The organism is Martinezella paranaensis (genome assembly GCF_014200235.1).
GTDB classification, from domain to species: Bacteria; Pseudomonadota; Alphaproteobacteria; order Rhizobiales; family Rhizobiaceae; genus Rhizobium; species Rhizobium paranaense.
In genome coordinates this window covers 178,746-197,505 of the sequence record NZ_JACHBI010000002.1, presented here as the reverse complement: position 1 = coordinate 197,505, position 18,760 = coordinate 178,746, and the positions used below count along the sequence as shown (strand labels likewise).

18 protein-coding genes are annotated in these 18,760 nt (G+C 59.9%); 7 read left to right on the top strand and 11 right to left on the bottom strand.

Features of this window, described 5'->3' with window-relative positions:
* Positions 1-44 precede the first annotated feature (44 nt).
* Together GGD50_RS07010 and GGD50_RS07005 are read left to right on the top strand one after the other, a co-directional pair.
* Positions 45-1,076 (top strand): hydroxyacid dehydrogenase, encoded by a 1,032-nt coding sequence (locus GGD50_RS07010; RefSeq protein ID WP_107109067.1) that lies wholly within the window; start codon positions 45-47, stop codon positions 1,074-1,076.
* Between the two features lie 91 nt (positions 1,077-1,167).
* Positions 1,168-2,166 (top strand): prohibitin family protein, encoded by a 999-nt coding sequence (locus GGD50_RS07005; protein WP_107109454.1) that lies wholly within the window; start codon positions 1,168-1,170, stop codon positions 2,164-2,166.
* A gap of 20 nt (positions 2,167-2,186) precedes the next feature.
* Here the strand turns inward: GGD50_RS07005 and GGD50_RS07000 are convergent, their stop codons facing one another.
* The 3 genes from GGD50_RS07000 to tauA all read right to left on the bottom strand — a co-directional run bounded on the left by GGD50_RS07000 (position 2,187) and on the right by tauA (position 4,890).
* On the bottom strand, positions 2,187-3,026 hold the full coding sequence (locus GGD50_RS07000) for an ABC transporter permease subunit (protein WP_107109066.1): 840 nt from the start codon (positions 3,024-3,026) through the stop codon (positions 2,187-2,189).
* Positions 3,023-3,820 (bottom strand): taurine ABC transporter ATP-binding protein, encoded by a 798-nt coding sequence (locus GGD50_RS06995; protein WP_107109065.1) that lies wholly within the window; start codon positions 3,818-3,820, stop codon positions 3,023-3,025. The genes GGD50_RS07000 and GGD50_RS06995 overlap by 4 nt, the downstream gene beginning before the upstream one ends.
* Before the next feature lie 62 nt (positions 3,821-3,882).
* Complete coding sequence (gene tauA, locus GGD50_RS06990; RefSeq protein ID WP_107109064.1) at positions 3,883-4,890, bottom strand: taurine ABC transporter substrate-binding protein; 1,008 nt, start codon at positions 4,888-4,890, stop codon at positions 3,883-3,885.
* A 217-nt stretch (positions 4,891-5,107) separates the two neighbouring features.
* Between tauA and GGD50_RS06985 the strand changes: the two genes are divergently transcribed.
* The gene (locus GGD50_RS06985; RefSeq protein ID WP_107109453.1) at positions 5,108-6,466 is read left to right on the top strand and encodes an LLM class flavin-dependent oxidoreductase; all 1,359 of its coding nucleotides are present in this window, start codon (positions 5,108-5,110) and stop codon (positions 6,464-6,466) included.
* A gap of 9 nt (positions 6,467-6,475) precedes the next feature.
* On the opposite strand, the gene GGD50_RS06980 is transcribed toward GGD50_RS06985, so the two are convergent.
* The 4 genes from GGD50_RS06980 to GGD50_RS06965 form a co-directional block, all read right to left on the bottom strand.
* Complete coding sequence (locus GGD50_RS06980; RefSeq protein ID WP_107109063.1) at positions 6,476-7,132, bottom strand: methionine ABC transporter permease; 657 nt, start codon at positions 7,130-7,132, stop codon at positions 6,476-6,478.
* A complete protein-coding gene (locus GGD50_RS06975; RefSeq protein WP_107109062.1) occupies positions 7,122-8,207 on the bottom strand; it encodes a methionine ABC transporter ATP-binding protein in 1,086 nt (361 codons plus the stop codon). Before GGD50_RS06975 ends, GGD50_RS06980 begins: the two co-directional genes overlap by 11 nt.
* 199 nt (positions 8,208-8,406) lie before the next feature.
* Positions 8,407-9,252, bottom strand: a complete 846-nt coding sequence (locus GGD50_RS06970) for a MetQ/NlpA family lipoprotein (protein ID WP_107109061.1) — start codon at positions 9,250-9,252, stop codon at positions 8,407-8,409.
* A 213-nt stretch (positions 9,253-9,465) separates the two neighbouring features.
* Entirely contained in the window at positions 9,466-9,957 is a 492-nt protein-coding gene (locus GGD50_RS06965; RefSeq protein WP_107109060.1) for a cupin domain-containing protein, read from the bottom strand.
* Positions 9,958-10,298: 341 nt separating this feature from the next.
* Here GGD50_RS06965 and GGD50_RS06960 point away from each other — a divergent pair, with 341 nt between their 5' ends.
* Positions 10,299-10,688, top strand: coding sequence for a BRA0787 family protein (locus tag GGD50_RS06960; protein WP_107109059.1), 390 nt, complete (start codon positions 10,299-10,301; stop codon positions 10,686-10,688).
* A gap of 60 nt (positions 10,689-10,748) precedes the next feature.
* On the opposite strand, the gene GGD50_RS06955 is transcribed toward GGD50_RS06960, so the two are convergent.
* The gene (locus GGD50_RS06955; RefSeq protein WP_107109058.1) at positions 10,749-11,162 is read right to left on the bottom strand and encodes a carboxymuconolactone decarboxylase family protein; all 414 of its coding nucleotides are present in this window, start codon (positions 11,160-11,162) and stop codon (positions 10,749-10,751) included.
* Positions 11,163-11,401: 239 nt separating this feature from the next.
* Here GGD50_RS06955 and GGD50_RS06950 point away from each other — a divergent pair, with 239 nt between their 5' ends.
* Both GGD50_RS06950 and GGD50_RS06945 read left to right on the top strand, forming a co-directional pair.
* A complete protein-coding gene (locus GGD50_RS06950) occupies positions 11,402-12,562 on the top strand; it encodes a CaiB/BaiF CoA transferase family protein (RefSeq protein ID WP_107109057.1) in 1,161 nt (386 codons plus the stop codon).
* 42 nt (positions 12,563-12,604) lie between these two features.
* Positions 12,605-13,882 carry an L-fuconate dehydratase gene (locus GGD50_RS06945; RefSeq protein WP_107109056.1) on the top strand — a complete coding sequence of 426 codons (1,278 nt, stop codon included), beginning with the start codon at positions 12,605-12,607 and terminating at the stop codon, positions 13,880-13,882.
* Between the two features lie 225 nt (positions 13,883-14,107).
* Here the strand turns inward: GGD50_RS06945 and GGD50_RS06940 are convergent, their stop codons facing one another.
* The gene (locus GGD50_RS06940; protein WP_107109055.1) at positions 14,108-15,652 is read right to left on the bottom strand and encodes a VOC family protein; all 1,545 of its coding nucleotides are present in this window, start codon (positions 15,650-15,652) and stop codon (positions 14,108-14,110) included.
* A gap of 144 nt (positions 15,653-15,796) precedes the next feature.
* Positions 15,797-16,021, bottom strand: a complete 225-nt coding sequence (locus tag GGD50_RS06935) for a hypothetical protein (RefSeq protein ID WP_107109452.1) — start codon at positions 16,019-16,021, stop codon at positions 15,797-15,799.
* Between the two features lie 505 nt (positions 16,022-16,526).
* Here GGD50_RS06935 and GGD50_RS06930 point away from each other — a divergent pair.
* Positions 16,527-16,736: a cold-shock protein gene (locus tag GGD50_RS06930; RefSeq protein ID WP_104824108.1), complete on the top strand. Its 210-nt coding sequence runs from the start codon at positions 16,527-16,529 to the stop codon at positions 16,734-16,736.
* A 106-nt stretch (positions 16,737-16,842) separates the two neighbouring features.
* Here the strand turns inward: GGD50_RS06930 and GGD50_RS06925 are convergent, their stop codons facing one another.
* Positions 16,843-18,297 (bottom strand): MFS transporter, encoded by a 1,455-nt coding sequence (locus tag GGD50_RS06925; RefSeq protein ID WP_107109054.1) that lies wholly within the window; start codon positions 18,295-18,297, stop codon positions 16,843-16,845.
* Positions 18,298-18,760: the final 463 nt, after the last annotated feature.

The following is an 18,760-nucleotide window of genomic DNA, read 5'->3' as shown; positions in this document are numbered from 1 at the left end:
GTCGAATGATATTGGATCGTCTCTGAGAATAGGGAGAGACTTTCATGTCGACTGATAACAGGCCTTTGGCCATCAGCGCGCCCGAGCCGCGCTCGCTTGAACTCATCTTCAGCAAGGATGCGCTGTCGCTCCTCCATTCGAAATACCGGATCGTCGAGGCGGATCCGGAGAATATTGCCGGGCTTGGCGACGATGTGCTCGGCGAGGCGCGCTATATCATCGGCCAGCCGCCGCTTTCAAAGGACACGCTCGACCGCATGCCGCGCCTGCGCTGCATCCTGAATGTCGAAAGCAATCTCATCAACAACATGCCCTATGATGTCCTGTTCCAGCGCGGCATTCATGTCGTGACGACCGGACAGGTCTTTGCCGAGCCGGTGGCTGAAATCGGGCTCGGGTTTGCGCTCAGCCTGGCACGCGGCATCGTCGATGCGGATCTCGATTTTCGCGAGGGCAGGGAGCTTTGGGGCGGTGATGGCAATGCCAAGGCCCGGCTGATCTCCGGCAGCGATATCGGTATCGTCGGCTTCGGTGATCTCGGCAAGGCGCTGAGCAGGGTGCTGTCGGGCTTTCGCGCGACGGTCAGGGTGTTCGACCCTTGGATGCCGCCTTCGATCCTCAGGGAACATGGCGTCCAGCCGGCCGGCCTCGACGAGGTGCTGTCGGGCAGCGATTTCCTGTTCGTGGTGGCCTCCGTCACCAGCGAGAACAAGGGTTTTCTCGGCGCCGAGGCTTTTGCGCGCATGCGCAAGGGGGCGGCCTTCATCCTGCTCAGCCGTGCCGATGTGGTGGATTTCGACGCATTGATGGCCGAGGTCGCCTCCGGCCATATCGTTGCGGCGAGCGATGTCTATCCGGAGGAACCGCTTGGCAAGGACCATCCGGTGCGCGGCCTCAAAGGCTTCATCCGCTCGGCGCATCGCGCCGGTGCCCTTGACAGCGCCTTCAAGAAAATGGGCGACATGGTGTTGGAAGATATGGACCTGATGGATCGCGGCCTGCCGCCAATGCGCTGCAAGCGGGCGGAGCGCGAAACGGTGTCGCGGATGCGCTCGAAGCCGGTGACTAGAAACTGAAGCTGTAACTTCGCCATGCAGACCCGCAATGGGTGCATTTCCGCGCCGACTCATCTATGTCTCCGCCATCGAAGAGATGATGAGGAAATCGATGGCGAACCGGGAAATCGACGTGGCGTCTGTGGCAACCAGGAGCCGAATGACAGCATTTTTGGGCATTGTCGCCGTTATCGCCGTTGCAATGATCATCTTCAGCTCATGGTACACGATCGACCAGGGCGAGCGCGGTGTGATCCTTCGCACCGGGGCCATGGTCGGCACCGCGGAACCGGGCCTGCATTTCAAACTGCCGTGGATTGAAACCGTCGTCAAAATTCCCGTCACCCAGCAGGTAACCTATTGGACCTGCCAGAGCGGCACGAGCTGCCAGACCGGCGAGCATCAACAGATGCAGGCCTATTCACAGGACCAGCAGCCCGCCGATATGCGCGTGACTATTTCCTGGCATGTGCCGGCGGATGCGGTCGAGAAAGTCTATTCCGAATTCGGTTCGCTCGGTAACCTGGAATCGCGGTTGATTTCGCGCCGCGCGCCGCAGGATGTGAAGACTGTGTTCGGCAAATTCACCGCCGCCTCCGTCATTCAGAACCGGGCGCAGTTCAATACCGATGTTCAGGCGGCGATCGAGGCTGGCATTCAGGGGCCGGTGCAGATCGACAGCGTCCAGGTCGAAAATATCGATTTCTCCGATGCCTATGAGAACAGCATAGAGCAGCGCATGCTGGCCGAAGTCGAGGTGCAGAAGCTGCGGCAGAACGCCGAGCGGGAAAAGGTGCAGGCGCAAATCACTGTGACACAGGCCCAAGCGGCTGCCGATGCACGCCGCGCCGATGCGCAGGCTCAGGCCGACGCCGTGCGGCTGCAGGCGGAAGCCGATGCACAGGCGATCCAGCTCCGTGGAGATGCGGAGGCAAAAGCGATCAAGGCGCGCGGCGACGCGTTGCGTGACAATCCCAACCTGATCTTCCTCACTCAGGCGGAAAAATGGAACGGGCAATTGCCGACCACCATGCTGCCGAATGCCTCGGTGCCTATGCTCAATCTCGACGCGCGGCAGAATTCCGTCGTGCCGGTGGCTGGACAGCAGTAGGGTCAGCTTTGACGATCGGCTCAGCGATGAGCTGACCAAGGTACGAAGCGGCGTTCAATCAGCCGGACGCCGATTTCGAACAGGAAGGCAATCAGCGCGATGACGATGATGCCGCTGATGACGATGTCGGTCACCAGAAACTGCGCCGCCGACTGGATCATGAAGCCGAGGCCCTGTGTGGCTGCGACCAGTTCGGCCGCGACGAGCGTGGACCAGCCGGCGCCGAGCGCGATGCGGATGCCGGTGAGGATCGACGGGATGGCGCCCGGCAGGACGACATGGCGCAACACCTGCGCTCTGCCGGCGCCGAAGGAGCGGGCCGCATTGATATAGTCGACAGGCGCGGCTTTCACGCCGGCGGCAGTCGATAGAATGATGGGCGGCAGCATGGCGAGCGCGATGACGGTGATCTTCGAGGCTTCGCCGATACCGACCCAGATGATGATCAGCGGCAGATAGGCGAGCGGCGGAAGCGGTCGCAAGAATTCGACGATCGGGTCAAGGATGCCTTTGCCGATGCGGCTGGTGGCAATCGCCAGCCCGGCGGGAATGCCGATCACCAGCGAAACGGCGAGGCCGCCAAAAATCCTGAACAGGCTGGCGAATGCGTGTTCGGCCAGCGTCGAATCGACAAAGCCGGCAGTGTTCAGCGTGTAAATCGCCTTCGCGACGGTCCAGGGCGAGGGGAGAAAGACCGGCGAGACGATGCCATAGGCCGCTGCGACCGCCCAGATCACCAATAGCGCCAGGACAGTTGCAAGCGAAATCCACAGCGTCGAGCTGGACGAGCTGGTTTTGCCAGTAGTCCCTGCGTCGGATTGGGTGTCAATGGCTGCGATTTTTTCGATATCGGCGGTCACGCGGCCTCCTCCTCAGTCTCGTCGTGGATCAGGCCGGTCAACTCATCGTGCAGCCTTTTGAATTCAGCCGAAGCTTTGATCTCGGCAAGCGGCTCGCCGGCAAGGTAACGCTTGCCGAAGGAAAGCGGGATATCGGCGGTGATGCGTCCGGGATTCGGCGCCAGGGTGATGACGCGGGTGGCAAGGATCAGGGCTTCGTCGATGCTGTGTGTGATCAACAGCGCGCCTGTGCCGCTCTCCGACCAGACCTTCAGCAGGAATTGCTGCATGCGCGTGCGGGTCAGGGCATCCAGTGCGCCGAGCGGTTCGTCCATCAGCAGAAAACGCGGATCGGAGGCTAGCGCGCGGGCGATGCCGACACGCTGGCGCATGCCGCCAGATAGTTCCCAAATGTTGCGGTCACCGGCGCCGTCGAGACCGACTTTGGCGAGCAAAGCATCGGCGCGGCGGCGGCGCTCCTCTTTCGGCACGCCGTGCAGGCGTAAAGGAAAGGCGATGTTGTCGCGAGCATTCAGCCAGGGATAAAGCGCATCATCCTGAAAGACGACAGCCCGGTCGGCGGCCGGCCCTTCGATCTCCTTGCCGTCGACGAGGATGCGCCCTTCGGAAGGCGTCAGAAAGCCAGCGGCTAGATTGAGCAAGCTGGTCTTGCCTGAACCGGAACGGCCGATGACTGTGACGAATTCGTCGGAGGCAATATGCAGTGTCAGATTATCGAGCACGCGATGGCTATTCTGCCCCCGACGGCCGCCCGGAAAGTTCAGCGAAATGGATTGCAGGGACAGGATGCTCATGCGCGGGTACTCCAGTGAATGGGCGCAGGCCGGAAAACTCCGGTCTGCGCCGAACGCGTGAATCAGAGGCCGGCCTTCGCCGCATCGGTGACGAATTTGGCGTTGACGTAGGGTGCATAGTCTTTCAGCACGGCGGGGACCTTGCCTTGTTCCAGCAGGAAGGCAGATGTCTGGGCGATCGCGGTCGTCGTGCCGCCGCCGAGAAATTCGGCGCTCGCCTGCTCCTTGAGCGTCGGGAAATAATAGCCTTTCAGCAGTTCCGGCACCTCTTCCGGCTTTGCACCGGTGAGCTTGGCGATCGCGGCGGCTTGCGGCGACGACGCGCTCCAGCTCGCCGGATCGGCGCGGTAGGAAGCATAGGCCTTGCCGGTGACCTGAACGAAACCGGTCACGGCGTCGGGATGAGCGTCTGCGAATTTTTTGCTCACGATCCAGGCGTCGAAGGTCGGGCCACCCCATTTTGCCACATCTCCTGATGTCGCGAGGACCTTGCCGTTCTTCTTGATTTGCGACAGCACCGGATCCCAGACATAGGCGCCATCAAGATCGCCGCGCTCCCAGGCGGCGGCGATTTCAGGCGGGCGCAGGTTGAGGATTTGCATCGATTTCGGATCGATGTTCCAATGCTTCAGCGCGGTCAGCAGGCTGTAATGCGAGGTGGAGACGAAAGGTGTCGCGATCTTCTTGCCTTTCAAATCCTCCGGCTTGTCTATGCCCTTGACTGCGAGCGCTTCCGCGTCGCTGATGTTGCCGACGACGAAGATGGTCTCGATCGGCAGTTCGCGGCTGGCGGCGGCGGCAAGTGGCGAGGAGCCGACATAGCCGATATCGATCGAGCCCGAGGCGATGGCGGCAACGACATCGGCGCCGCTGTCGAATTTATGCCAACTGATCTTGGCGCCGGTTGCCTTGTCATATTCACCGTCGGCCTGCGGTACGCGCGACGGCTCGACGATCGGCTGATAGCCAATATTGAGCGTTACATCTGCGGCACTTGCATAAGAACCGAAAGTCGCGGCAAAAACAGCGACGGCTGTGGTGGTCAAGAAATTGCGTCTGTTGATGGTCATGTTTCCCCCGGCGTGGTGTTGCGAAATGATCTTTAACCGCTGACGATGCAGCCGGTCCGTATTAATCATTGTAAAATTGATAGAAAATATAGAGATATAAAATTCCGGATTTGCGGCATCCCCCGCAACGCACTTCCAAATATTGTGAAACTCCGGGTCTTTTGCGATCAGTCAAGGAACAGGCAGGACGATGACGTCGAGAGTTGAGGACAAGGCCATGAAGCCGATGCGGATCTATGCCTTCGATATGAACTGCGTCGGGCACATCAATCACGGCCTCTGGACGCATCCGCGCGATACTGCGTTGAACTATACCGACCTCGACTACTGGGTGGATTTCGCGCGCACGGCCGAACGCGGCAAGCTCGACGGCGTTTTCCTGGCAGATGTCGTCGGTGTCTACGATCTCTATAAGGGCAGCCCCGAGACCTCGATCCGGACGGCGGCGCAGATACCGGTCAACGACCCGATCATCCCATTGTCGGCCATGGCCTATGTGACCAAACATCTTGGCTTCGGCGTTACCGTCAACACGACATACGAGCCGCCTTTTCTCTTTGCACGGCGCATGTCGACGCTGGATCATCTGACCAAGGGCCGCATCGGCTGGAATATCGTGACCGGCTATCTTGATAGTGCTGCCCGCAGCATGGGCATGGAGCGCCAGCCGGATCACGATGCTCGGTATGATGCCGCCGAAGAGTACCTGGAGGTCGTCTATAAGCTCTGGGAGGGAAGCTGGGACGATGATGCCGTCAAGCGCGACAAGGTGGGTAGGCTCTTCGCCGATCCGTCCAAGGTGCGGGCCGTCCGGCACGAGGGTAGCCATTATCGGATGGATGGCATTCACCTGAGCGAACCGTCGCCGCAGCGCACGCCGTTGCTGTTTCAGGCTGGCGCTTCGGCGCGCGGGCAGGATTTTGCCGCGCGCCATGCCGAATGCGTCTTCATCGCGAGCCCGACGCTGCAGGGCGCAAGGCCACTGACGGAGGCGCTTCGGCAACGGGCCGTTCACTTCGGCCGACAAGCCGATGATCTCAGCATCCTCAATCTCATCACCGTCGTCGTCGGGCGGACGGAGAAGGAAGCCGAGGACAAGTTGGAGGACTATCGCCGGCATGCCAGCGTCGAGGCGTCGCTCGCGCATTATTCCAGCTCGATCGGCATCGATCTTTCCAAGTTCGGCCTGGACGAGCCGATCGAGCAGAAGACCACCAATGCCAATCAATCGGCGCTTGCCGTTGTCAGCGGCAAGCCGGCGATGACGCCACGGCAGATCATCGACCAGATGGTGCTCGGCAGCCGTCAGAAGCCGATGGTCGGCTCGCCTGAGCAGATTGCCGATTGCTTGCAGGTCTGGGTGGAAGAGGGCGGCGTTGACGGCTTCAATCTGGCACGGACGGTCGCGCCGGAAAGCCTGCGCGATTTCGTCGATCTCGTCATTCCCGTGTTGCAGGAACGCGGGCTGTTCAAGACGGATTATGCCGAGGGGACGTTACGCCAGAAATTGTTTGGCCGCGGCGATGGGCGGCTGCCGTCAAGTCATCCGGCAGCCGCATTCCGTCATCACGAATAAGCGCTCGTCCTAACGATGATCGAGCTTGGCGACGAGGCGGTCGCCGAGCCATTGCATGCCGCAGACCAAGACGATCAGCACGATGACGACCGCGATCATCACGCCGGTCTCAAAGCGCTGGTAGCCATAACGGATCGCCAGATCGCCGAGGCCGCCACCGCCGATGGTGCCGGCCATGGCCGAGGCGCCGATCAGGGTCACCAGCGTCACGGTGAAGCCCGCGACGATGCCGGGCAGGGCTTCCGGTACGAGCACTTCGCGGATGATGGTCCAGCGGTTGCCGCCCATGGCGCGCACGGCGTCGATCAGGCCACGATCGACCTCGCGCAACGAGACTTCGGCGATGCGGGCGTAATAGGGAATTGCTGCGATGGTGAGCGGCACGATCGCCGCAGTCGTGCCGAGTGCGGTGCCGACGATCAGCCGTGTCAGCGGGATCAAGGCGATCAACAGGATGATGAAAGGCACGGCGCGGAAGCCGTTGACCAGCGCTGCGAGGATGCTGTTGACGGTGAGTTGTTCGGCAATGCCGTCGCGGCTGGTGACGACCAGGGCGAGGCCGAGCGGCAGGCCGATGACGAGCGAGATCAGGCCGGATGCTCCGGTCATCCAGACAGTTTCCCAGAATGAGCGCCAGAGCAGGCCGAGGATGATGTCAGTTGTCATAACCTAAAACCTCCGCCCGGGCGGACCGGGCCGTCAGAAAATCAGTCACCCGTGCCGGCAGTGCTGCATCGCGTGTCGGCACGGCGATGAAGAAGCGGGCGACGGGCTCGTTCTGAATATGATCAATGCCGCCATGCACGAGCCGGAAGGAATGCGGCAGCGCCGCCGAAAGCTCGGCGAAAAGCGCGCCTTGCGCGGCCGGGCCGGCGAGATCGACGCTCAGTATCGCCTCGACACCCGACGTCTGCGACAGGCGCTCCGCAATATGCTCAGGAAGTTGCGGGCGGATGATGCTGAGCAGGCTTGCGGTGATCTCGGTCTGCGGATTGGCGAAGATTTGCCAGACCGGGCCTTCTTCGACGATCTTACCGGCATCGACAACGGCGACGCGATCGGCGATCGAGCGCACCACTTCCATCTCATGGGTGATCAGCAGGATGGTCAGGCCGAGCTTGCGGTTGATATCCTTCAGCAGCGTCAGGATCGATCGTGTCGTCTCGGGATCGAGCGCGGAGGTGGCTTCGTCTGAGAGGAGAAGAGCGGGGCGGGCGGCCAGCGCTCGGGCGATGCCGACACGCTGCTTCTGTCCGCCCGAGAGAGCCGAAGGATAGGCCTTCGCCTTGTCGGCAAGACCGACGAGTTCGAGCAGCTCGCGGGCCCGCGCCAGCCGCTCCGCCTTGGCAACACCTTCGATCTTCAGCGGCAGGGCGACATTGCCTTCGACCGTTTTTGCCGAAAGCAGATTGAAATGCTGGAAGATCATGCCGATGCGGCGGCGCAGCGGCTGCAACTCGTTTTCCGACAGGCCGGCTATATCACGCCCTTCGATATGGATTTCGCCGCTATCGGCGCGCTCCAGCCCGTTCAAGCAACGGATCAACGTTGACTTGCCGGCGCCGCTGCGACCGATAATGCCGACGATCTCGCCGCGGCGGGCCGCAAGCGAGATGCCGTCGAGCGCGGGGTTCGTACCGAAACGGCGCCGGACATTGACGAGGCGGACGATCTCATCGCTCTCTGATCTACCGGGCGGAGTATGTCCTTTAATGGCTATGGCTGGGATGAAGGGATTCATGGTGGTTCTCTTTGCAAAAAGCGGCCCTTGAATGTGCCGCACTTCTGGCATCCCCCTCTGTCACTTCGTGACATCTTCCCCACAAGGGGGGAGATCGTTTGGAGAATGTCGCATCCTGTCGGAAAACACCGAAGGCGACCCGAGCAGGAATGCCCCGGCCGCCCAGGCGCTCAGCGCTGCCCCCGCCGCTGAATTGGTGTTAGTAGGCGCTGAGACCCGTGCCCTTGTAGACCTTGTCGAACTCGGCCTTGACCGTATCGTTCTGGTAGGAGGCGACCAGGGTCTTCACCCAGGACTCATTCTCGCTGCCCTGCTTGACGGCGATGAAGTTGCGGTAGGGATTGCCGTCGATCGGCTCCTGGGCAATGCGGTCCTTCGGCGAAAGCCCGCTTTTCAGCGCCCAGTCGGTGTTGACGACGGCGGCGTCGAGATCGTCGATCGAGCGGCCGACGATTCCGGCATCGAGTTCCTTGATCTCGACGTTCTTCGGGTTTTCGACGATGTCGGCGGTGGTGGCGAGAATGCCGGTGCCGTCCTTGAGCTTGATGACGCCTTGGTTCTGCAGCACCCGTAGCGCGCGGCCCTCGTTGGACGGGTCGTTCGGCACACCGATGACCGCGCCCTTCGGCAGATCCGCAACGGTCTTGTATTTCTTGGTGTAGAGGCCGATCGGCCAGACGCCGGTATAGCCGACGCGGACGATATGATAGCCGTGCTGCTTGATCTGGTTGTCGAGATAAGGTTGATGCTGGAAGGCGTTGGCGTCGACTTCGCCGCGCTCCAACGCTTCATTCGGCTGGGTGTAGTCGTTGAAGGCCACGGTCTCGATCTTCAGGCCCTTCTTGGCGGCTTCCGCGGTGACGACGCGCCAGACGTCTTCATCTTCGCCGCTCATGATGCCGACCTTGATCGTCTTGTCGGCGGCAAAGGAAGGGGCGGCTGCCGTCAAGCCGAAGACGGCGACAGCGGAGGCGATGAGAGCTGCAAGGCCAGTCCGGCGCGAGAAGCGCTGCGCAGTTAGACCTTCAGAAGACTTTTTCGTCATGGGAAATCCTGTTCCATGTGATTGAGACGCCATTGTCTCGTTGACCACATGGATCATCTCAGACGGTTGTGGGTCACGCGAAGCAGGATCATTTGTTGTGCGCAGCACTTCTGAAAAACTCTTTTTAGCGTACGGCGGATCGTGAACTAATTTTCTATAGAGATAGTAGATTTTTGTGCAATGCGGATTTCGAATGCATCGAAATTGCGCAAATCAGCGATGGATCGGGTCTTTCCAGAGCACTTCTTCCGGCTTTTCCACCGGTTCGATATCGAGATTGACGACGACAGGCTCCTGCCCGGAGCGGACGAGGACGCATTCCAGCGTCTCGTCGCGGCTGGCGTTGATCTCCTGATGCGGCACGAAGGGTGGCACAAAGATGAAATCGCCGGGGCCGGCTTCGGCGACGAATTCTAGGTTCTCGCCCCAGCGCATCCGCGCCTTGCCCTTGACGACATAGATGATGCTTTCAAGATCGCCGTGATGATGTGCGCCGGTCTTGGCGTTGGCGTGGATCGTCACCGTTCCGGCCCAGATCTTCTCGGCGCCCGCGCGGGCATGATTGATGGCGGTGGCCCGGTTCATGCCCGGCGTCTGCGCTGTGTTCGGATCGAGCGCATTGCCGGGGATGATTTTGACGCCATGCTCGCGCCAATCGATCGGCTCGTGGTGCTCGCCATGATCGTGTTCATGATCGTTGCTCATGGCTGTCCTTTCGTTGCCGAGGAAGGGATTCGCGTCTCTTCCAGGGATTGGTGTCTAGTCAGACTACGGCGAAACCATTCAAAAATATAGGGAATCGCAGAAAGTTTCGAAAGAGGCTTTTCAAGCCGGGATTAATCTATAGACTCGATCAAGTTAAGTGACCGGTGGGAACATTTCGTGTTATCCCGCGTTGCGCCGGTCAGAAATGGTTTGCCGCGCCGCTTGTCCGATCAAATGCGTTCGGGGTGCGCCAAATTCAGAAGCAGCGCGTAGGCCTCTCTGCGAGAGACCGGATAGTTTTTCAAATTATGCGCCGGACTTCCACTTGAAAGGAGACAGACATGAGCAATGCCTTGCCGCCCCTTCATGAGGGTCATGCCCCCATTACTTTGCAGCAGCTCTTCAGGGAAGCGCTCTATGCTTTCGAGGAATGGGACACAGAAGTCACTGAACCGATCGTGATGTTCGAAGGGAAGATTATTCCCGTTAGCGTCGTTTTCGAAGCCATGCGTGAATGCACCGACATCGTGCCCAACAACATCGTCTCGGCCGTTACGGAACGGTTGACCAAGCCCTGGGAAGGCGAAGGTCCTCTCGACACGATGACCTTTTCGACCGCCGCCCGGGTCATGGGCGTTCTCGTCCGCAAGCGTCTCTTGGTCGTCAACAACGGTGTCGATGTCGCCGCCGTCGTTGCGGAGAGCCAGACCGCGGAACAGTCAGACCGATAAGAAACAGCGCATGATTTATCAGGGAACCCGCCGGACTATACCGGCGGGTTTTTTGTGAGATCAGCGACGGCTGACGTCGAATTCCGGATCGACGGGGATCTGCATCGCCGTCACCAAATGGTTCGTCTGTCCGGCAAGGCCGATGACGGCCAGCAATTCGCCATGCTGTGCATCCGTCATGCCTTTTGCCCTGGCGGCGGCGGTGTGGGAGTGGACGCAGTAGGTGCAGCCGTTGGCGGTGGACACGGCGATATAGATCATCTCGCGCACCAGCGGATCGAGCGTGCCGTCAGCCATCATCACCGCCTTCAGCCCTTCCCAGGTGCGCTTCAAAAGTGCCGGATCATTGGCGAGGCCGCGCCAGAAATTATTGACGAAATCGGATTTTCTGACGGCGCGAATGTCATCGAAAACGGCCTTCACCGCCGGGATCGCCTCGATCTCCGCATCATCGAGCAATTTGACTGTCGTCATCTCAAGTCTCCTTCCAACAATCCGAATTGGTGCGAAAGCTATAGCGCATTTTCGCGCGGTCTTCGCTGAAGGATCGCGTGACCAGGGCGCCTCTTTTCATTTGCAAAAATCATCCATATGTGAAAATACTATTCACATAAGAAAAGTGAGGCGCGGGACGCAGGGGATTCGGCGGGCGAAAATCTGCCGAAGCGGGGATGCGCCGCCTGCCGGATCGATGCTAGGAAGCGGAAATAGTCATGGTGGTGGAGAAGGAATTGCCGTTGGCCGGCCTGGTGGTCGTGGATATGAGCCAGTTCCTGTCCGGACCCTATTGCACCCTCAGACTGATGGATCTCGGCGCCCGGGTCATCAAGATCGAGCGGCCGGAAAGCGGCGATCTCTCGCGAGGGCTTTATCTCAGCGATACCGAGAGCGGCGATTCGACCATTTTCCACGCAATCAATCGTTCGAAGGAAAGCCTAGCGATCGATTTGAAGAGTGAGCGCGACATGCAGGCGCTGCGCAAGCTGATCTCCAAGGCTGATGTCCTGGTGCAGAATTTCCGGCCGGGGGTGATCGAGCGGCTTGGGTTGGATTATCCGGCGGCGCAGGAGATCAATCCGCGCCTCGTCTATTGCTCGATCAGCGGCTACGGTGATGAAGGTCCCTGGGTGTCGCGTCCGGGGCAGGATTTGTTGGCGCAATCGCGCTCCGGCGTCATGTGGCTAAACGGCGACGAGGGGCAGGGGCCTCTGCCGTTCGGCCTGGCGATCGGCGACATGCTGGCGGGTGCGGCGGCGGCTCAAGGCATTCTGGCAGCGCTGGTGCGCCGCGGCGTCACCGGCAAAGGCGGGCTGGTGGAAACGAGCCTGCTGGAGGCGCTGGTCGATCTGCAGGTAGAGGTGCTGACTGTTCACATGAATAGCGGCAACAAGCTGCCCCAACGCTCTGGATTCCGCAGCGCCCATGCCTATCTCTCCGCGCCCTATGGCGTTTATCCCGCTGCCGACGGCTATCTCGCCATTGCCATGACACCGATTTCGAAGCTCGCCGATCTGCTTGGCATGGATGAACTCGCGCCCTACCGCGACGATCCGAAAAGCTGGTTCACGGCGCGCGATGACATCAAGGCGCTGATCTCGGCGCGGATTGCCACTGGTACCGTGGATGACTGGCTGGCAATCCTGGAGCCGGCTGATATCTGGTGTGCCAAGGTGCTGAACTGGCCGGAGCTGTTGCAGAGTGAGGGATTTGGCGTGCTTGATATGCTGCAGACCGTCGGTCGCGAGGACGGCATTTCCGTGCGCACCACGCGCTCGCCGGTTCGTATCGACGGGCAGCGGCCAAAATTCGAACGTGCAGCCCCGCATGTCGGCGAGCATAATGCGGCGATCTGGGAAGAGTTCGACCTCGGGTGAGTGTCCGAGAGATCGCCCGACAGAATTAAAAGGAGTTTTCCCATGACGCGCATTACCAACCTCCGTGTATTCGACCTGCGCTTTCCGACCTCGCAGAGCCTTGACGGCTCGGACGCGATGAACCCAGATCCGGATTATTCCGCTGCCTACGTCATTCTGGATACCGACAAGCCGGGCCTCGAAGGCCATGGCCTGACCTTTACCATCGGTCGCGGCAACGACATCTGCTGCATGGCGATCGAGGCGATGCGGCATCTGGTCGTGGGCACCGAGCTTGCCACCGTGCTGGAAAATCCCGGCAAATATTGGCGGCATCTGACGAGCGACAGCCAGCTTCGCTGGATCGGCCCGGAGAAGGGCGCGATGCATCTCGCCACCGGCGCCGTCGTCAACGCTGTCTGGGACCTGCTCGCCAAGGAAGCCGGCAAACCGGTCTGGCGGCTGGTGGCCGAGATGGATGCGGAGCGCATCGCCGATATCGTCGACTATCGCTACCTGACCGACGTTTTGACCCGCGACGAAGCCGTCGCCATCTTGAAGAAGGCGGAAGTCGGCAAGGCGGAACGTATCGCCACCCTCGAGCGCGAAGGCTATGCCTGCTACACGACGTCTGCGGGCTGGCTCGGCTATGACGATGTCAAGCTGCGCCGTCTATGCCAGGAGGCAATCGATGCCGGTTTCAACCATGTGAAAATGAAGGTCGGCCGCGATCTGGAAGACGATATCCGCCGTCTTACCATCGCCCGCGAGGTGATTGGTCCCGATCGCTATCTGATGATCGATGCCAACCAGGTCTGGGAAGTCGGCCAGGCGATCGATTGGGTCCAAAAGCTTGCCTTTGCGAAACCCTTCTTCATCGAGGAGCCGACTAGCCCAGACGACGTCGCCGGCCATCGCAAGATCCGCCAGGCGATCGGCCCCGTAAAGGTGGCGACCGGGGAGATGTGCCAGAATCGTATCATGTTCAAGCAGTTCATCGCCGAAGGCGCGATCGACATCGTGCAGATCGATTCCTGCCGCATGGGCGGGCTGAACGAAGTCTTGTCCGTGCTGCTCGTGGCCGCGAAATATGGTCTGCCCGTCTGGCCACATGCCGGCGGTGTCGGGCTCTGCGAATATGTGCAGCATCTATCGATGATCGACTATATCGCCGTTTCCGGCACCAAGGACGGCCGCGTGATCGAATATGTCGACCACCTGCACGAACATTTCGTCGACCCCTGCGTAATCCGCGACGCCGCCTATATGCCGCCAAACCTGCCAGGCTTCTCGATCGAGATGAAGCCGGAGTCGATTGCGCAATATACGTTCAAGGGCTGATCCTTCGTCTCTTAAGAAGGAGATACAAAGGTCCGCGCGTATGATGATCGCGAAAGGCCTGTTGTAACAACACCTTCTCCCCGCTGGGGACCGTTGCATAATTCGACGCTTGGACGAATGGTTCGCACTTCGATTCCATATTGTTCTGCAAAAGAATCGGAGACGTTCCAGGAACATTTGCGAACTGAAGAATTTTGCAACGGTCCCCGCTGGGGAGAAGGTGTTTTATCTCAACCACGCCTGAATGACTGGCACGTCGGCATCGTCAAGCTCGTGACCAGCGGGAACAGTCTCAAGCTCGACCTTTGCGCCGTCGTTCCGCAGGCGCGCAGCAAGGGGCTGGGCGTATGGGCCGTACATGTCTTTCTCACCTGCGATAACAAGCACATCGGCGTCCGACATGTCCGCCGGCGGCGGATCGGTGAGCGCGGCCATGGAGCGCAGAAGCACGGCGCGGCGAATGAGATGTGGGTGGAGCGACAGCATGGCGTTCAGCAGATTGGCGCCGTTCGAATAGCCGATATAGACGATGCGGTTCGGATCGAGCCCGTAGGCATGAATCGCGCCGTCAATAAAGGCGGCGAAGGCTTCGGCTTCGCTTGCGATATCGGCCTGATCGAAGATCATGGGGCCATTGCGGCGAAACCAGCGCGGCGCACCTTCCTCGAGCGCACGGCCGCGCACCGTCAGTAATGTGGCATCTGCATCGATCTTGTGGGCGATCGGCAGCATCGTCGTTTCGTTGGCGCCGGAGCCGTGCAGCAAAATGAAAATATTGCCATTCGGCTGCTCGGGCGTGAAGAAGCGATGGATGAAGGGCAGATCGCGATAGATGACGCGGGGGTCGCCGGGCATGGAGAATTGCGGCAGCACGACGTTCAGCTCGGCCAAAAGCGCCGGACTGTCACCAGGGGCGAAGAGGCGCGTGCCGAGCGTTGCCTCGTCCTCGTCGATCAACATGCCAGGCGCATCCGTTGCGAGTTCGAACAGGATGCGGCCGGGCTCGCGGACGTAGAGCGAGCGGAAATATTTGCGATCATGCATCGCCGTCGGCAAGGAGTTGATAGCCTGTAGCGCGGTGCGAACAGACTGCAATTCGGCATCATCAGTGGCGCGAAAGGCGACGTGATCGACCGTGCCCGTGCCCGGGGCGCTGGCCCAGAAGCCGCGTGCATCGCGGATGTCGAGGATATCGCCAGGCTCCGAGACGAGCCGGCTGATCGCTCCGCTGATTGCCAACGGCCGGTAGTCGAAGTGATCGACCAGGATTGCTTGCGTCTCCTCCGGCGTCTCGCTGAAAAGCGTAGCGCCCCGAATGCGGCGGATGGCGTGCTCCTGCGGGATGGAATCGCTCGTCCAGGGAGCCGTCGCCTGCAGGGCAGTGGTTCCGACCAATTTGACGATGACGCCATCCGGATCCTTCAACCGCAGAACCGGTTCGCCGAATTCCTCGGAAGGGCCTTCCGGTTTCAACCCTGCGCTCAGGGCGCGTGTCAGCCAGAAGCCGATGCTTGTGGGATCGATCGCGAGCGAGATTTCGCCGACTTGACCGACGCCCGCACGACCGGGAGAGCCGTCTTCCCAAACAAGAAAGGTTACGAGCGAACCGGGCGTGCCCTTGGCGTCGCCATAGAGGAGGTGCAACTGCGTTGCGTCTTCGAAGCCGCCGGTGCGTTTGACCAGCCGCAGGCCGAGAAAACCGGCGTAGAAATCGACATTCGCCTGCACCTTGCGAGTGATGAGCGTGATGTGGTGAATGCCGGCGACCATGTTGATGCTCCAGGATGGGTTGCGCACTTGGTCGCTATGTAGGGCGGAAGCCTCCGCTAGTTCAATGCGCTGCCCGTGGAGGCAGTGTTCACAGAAAGCGCAACGTCAGCCGCTGAAACAAGCCATCGATGGAACAAACTTTGCCTATTCTTGTGCCTTCGTCGTCTTTCGTTTGGCCTTTGCCTTCGGTTCCGGTGGCGGCTGCAGCGCCTCCTTCTCGAGACGCAGTTCGCGCAGGCGTGCCGTTTTGCGTTCGCGGTTCATCTGTTCGCTGGCGAGAATTTCCTTGACGGTAGAGTCGAGCTGGTTGGACTTGACTAGCGATGCCTCTTTCTTGGATCCGAACAGATTGTCTTTGTTGGGCGCCATCTTGGCCTCCATGGTTTGTGTCGGCGTTGGCGTTTCCTATGGATTTGAGCGGGTAGTCATCCGCTTCCACTGGAGGGAAGTACCATCCTGCATCGGGTGGTATCCATATTGCTAGCGTTAATTCTGGCGCTCACAGGAAATACGGCGGAACTGCATCACCGGAACCGGGATAAAAAGAGAAGCGCCGGTTATTTCTATATGGGATGGCGCAAAAAACTCGGAAACAGCTCCAAAAGGGCTATCCGAATTCGATCCTCACCGAACGATAATTTTATGTCACACGAGCCGATTTATGCGAAATATCTAGCCATTTTCGATATTTCTCATGTTTCTCCTTGTGGCACATCTAGCCATCCACTATAAGCTGTGCATCGATATTGGTGAATGAACTTTGCATCGCCGCACTCTGCGCGACATTGACGAACTTCCCTCCTCAAAATCGGTCTACTGCACCGGGCGGTTGTCTGGATGCGATCTCTATATGAGTGATTGAAAGGTCATTGTTATGAGCACAGGTACTGTAAAGTGGTTCAATGCTACCAAGGGTTTTGGTTTCATTCAGCCTGATGATGGCGCAACGGATGTCTTCGTGCATATTTCCGCGGTTGAACGCGCTGGAATGAGCACGCTGCGTGACGGCCAGAAGATCTCCTACGAGCTCGTCAAGGACAAGCGTTCGGGCAAGATGTCGGCTGACCAGCTTGAATCCCTGTAAGGATTTGCTTCCGGTCTTTGACCACGGATGTACTGGCATCGATCGTTGAGGCGATGGAGGAAGAGGTCGGGTTAGCCCGGCCTTTTTTGCATCTTGCTCGAGGAGCTCAGTGCTCCCCGAGTGCATCCTCTGCCGACTTCTTGCGGTGGCCGCTGATCTCCGTGCCGGCGGTACGCGAAAAGCTGGCGTTCCAGATCACCGCGAGCAGCGCAATGGCCGTGACGACGATGAAGGCGACGGAGAAGTCGATCATCTCGGCCTTCGCATGGTCGCGGAACTGCATCGAGCCGTGCAGGGCAAGAGCGGCGACGCAGATGCCGAGCGAGAGCATCAACTGCTGGAAGGTCGAATAAAAGCTGGTCGCGATGCTCATCCGGTCACGTTCGATCTCGTCATAAGCGATCGTGTTGTAGGCCGTGAACTGGAACGACATGAAGAAGCCGCAGAAGAACAGGATCACGAAGATGACCGGCAACGGCCAATTCGGCTGGAAGATGGCGCACATTCCGTAGCCGAGCGTGCCGATCAGACCGAAGACGATGAGGGCTGTGCGGAAGCCGAGCGTCCGAAGGATGCGCACCTGCAGGGGCTTCATGGCCATGGAGCCGAGCGCGGTCGCAATGGCGATCTGGCCGGCCGTAGCGGCCGACAGGCCGAAGCCGAGCTGCAGCATCAGCGGGATGAGGAAGGGATGGGCGCCCTGGCTGATGCGTGTCAGCGAGCCGGCGATGACCGAGGTGCGGAAAGTCGGCACCTTCATCAGCGAGAAATCCATGATCGGCGAGGGATGCTTGCGGGCATGGCGCAGATAGGCGATGCCGAACAGCAGGCCGGTGGAAATCAGGAAGACGGCCAGATAGCCTTCACCCTCGCGGCTCGACATTTCGAAACCGAAGAGCAGCGAGCCGAGCGAGATGCCTGACAGGATGAAGCCCGAAAGGTCGAAGCGGCCATTGCGCGGCCCTTTCACCTCTTCGATGAACATCGACACCAGGATAAAGCCGATAATGCCGATCGGCACGTTGATGTAGAAGATCCAGCGCCAGTCGAGATAGGTCACGAACATGCCGCCGACCGGCGGGCCGAGAATGGGGCCGACAAGCGCCGGGATCAGCAGCCAGGACATGGCGTTGACCATGTCTTTGCGGGCGACGCTGCGCATCAGCACCAAGCGGCCAACCGGCAGCATCATCGCGCCGCCGAGACCCTGCAGCAGCCGCGCGATCACGAGGAAGAACAGGTTCGGCGACTGCGCGCACAGAAGCGAGCCGACGACGAAAACCGCGATGGCGTATCGGAAGACGGTGCGCGATCCGAAGCGGTCTGCGATGGCGCCGCTGGCGGGAATGAAGATCGCGAGGCTGAGCAGATAGGATGTCAGCGAGATACTCATCGCCGGCGCGCTGACGCCGAAATCTCTCGCCATGGTCGGTAGCGCGGTGGCGAGCACGGTCGCGTCTAGCTGCTCCATGAACATGGCGCTTGCTACGATAAGCGCGATTACACGAAAATTAGGTGCGGCCCGCCGGGTTGGGGCGGCCTGGAAAATCTGGTCCGACATTGTCGGGGATCGCTCTCGATGGTGCGGTGGGGTCCAAAGACAGAACCGCAAGTCTGGTGACGGCGCAAAGGCCGATTGGAACGAGGGCTGGTATACGCCCGCTCAGGCGGGATGACTATATCCGAATTTGCAAATCTTATTGATCGAAATGGAAAAAACGACGCAGGCGGGCAGGAATGTCACAGCCGATGAATGCCAGATGAACGTACGCCAAGTGCAGCGGTGGTAGCGTCGATCACGGTCGATTTTCCCGCGTAAGATGCTGTGTTTCAATTGTTGATTTCACGTCATGAATAAGCTGACATAACGGCACTTAAGTCACGCCGCATGCTGTTGCATAAAGGTTTCCGAAGCCAAACCGGAGACCGCCATAGCGTCTGGCGATTCCATGGCACTCGCCGCGCGAACGCCAGCGATTTTCGACGCCGGCCACTCCGGACTGTCTGGCTTCCGACACCTAACC